The sequence below is a fragment of the Niallia sp. Sow4_A1 genome, assembly GCF_052116745.1.
Classification (GTDB): domain Bacteria; phylum Bacillota; class Bacilli; order Bacillales; family Cytobacillaceae; genus Niallia; species Niallia hominis.
In genome coordinates this window covers 1-933 of the sequence record NZ_JBQKKM010000125.1, presented here as the reverse complement: position 1 = coordinate 933, position 933 = coordinate 1, and the positions used below count along the sequence as shown (strand labels likewise).

The 933-nt window shown below is 35.3% G+C and carries 2 protein-coding genes; both read right to left on the bottom strand.

Going from position 1 to position 933, the window contains the following annotated elements:
* On the bottom strand, positions 1–661 hold a 661-nt coding region (gene istB, locus ACTQ5K_RS25445; protein WP_441994450.1), incomplete at its 3' end, for an IS21-like element helper ATPase IstB.
* On the bottom strand, positions 661–933 hold a 273-nt coding region (locus tag ACTQ5K_RS25440), incomplete at its 5' end, for a Mu transposase domain-containing protein (protein ID WP_435406688.1). The genes istB and ACTQ5K_RS25440, both read right to left, overlap by 1 nt.

Here is a 933-nt window from a genome sequence, read left to right as displayed (position 1 = left end):
CTAGTTTAGTCTCTTGAAAAATTGTATCCCACTCTTTGAAATTTACATTTGTAGTGAGAATCGTACTTTTCTTTTCGTATCTCATGTCAATGAGCTGAAAAAAGAGCTTCGCATCTTCCGCATCTATTGGCAAGTAACCAATTTCATCTACGATTAAAAGCTTGTACTTGGCATAATGCTTTAAACGACTTTCTAAACGGTTTTCCAACCGTGCTTTCTTCAAATTCTGGATTAAATCATGGCACTTAATAAAATAAGTACTAGTTCGTTTCTTCGCTGCGGCAATTCCGATTGAAGTGGCCAAATGGGTCTTTCCAACACCACTTGTACCCAAGAAAACGATATTTTCATTCTCCTCTATAAAACGGAGCGTTAAAAAATCTAAGATTTGTTGTCGGTTAATGGAGGGTTGAAAATCAAAATCGAAATCAGTTATTTCTTTACGATGTGGGAATGCACCTACTTTCACCATTGCCTGTGTCATATTTTGCTCTCGGACATCAATTTCATAGTTCGTTAATTTAATCAAAGTATCATTAAAGGACAATTGATTATTTACACTAAAGTCTATGACTTCATTTAAATGTAACGTCATTTGCTTAAGCCCCAGATACTCTAGATTCTTTAATAATTGCTGATGATTTGTTGTTACTTGATTCATTATTTATACACTTCTCCAATCGCTGCTAAGTTCTTTTTCGCTAACTCATCAATATTAGGATAGTTAGGCATAGAAACCCCTAGTGATTCCTGATAGTGGGTTTCTTGATAATTTAATTTCTTCCCACTTAAGGGATGTTGTGCGATGAGCTCCGTGTTATAATAAACCCATATTTGATCATCATACACTTGTAGTCCAACTCTCTTTCCTTGGTATTTTGCTGGTACCGAGTATTGATTCGATTTGTAAGAAATCATGTTGGAGGCATTCAC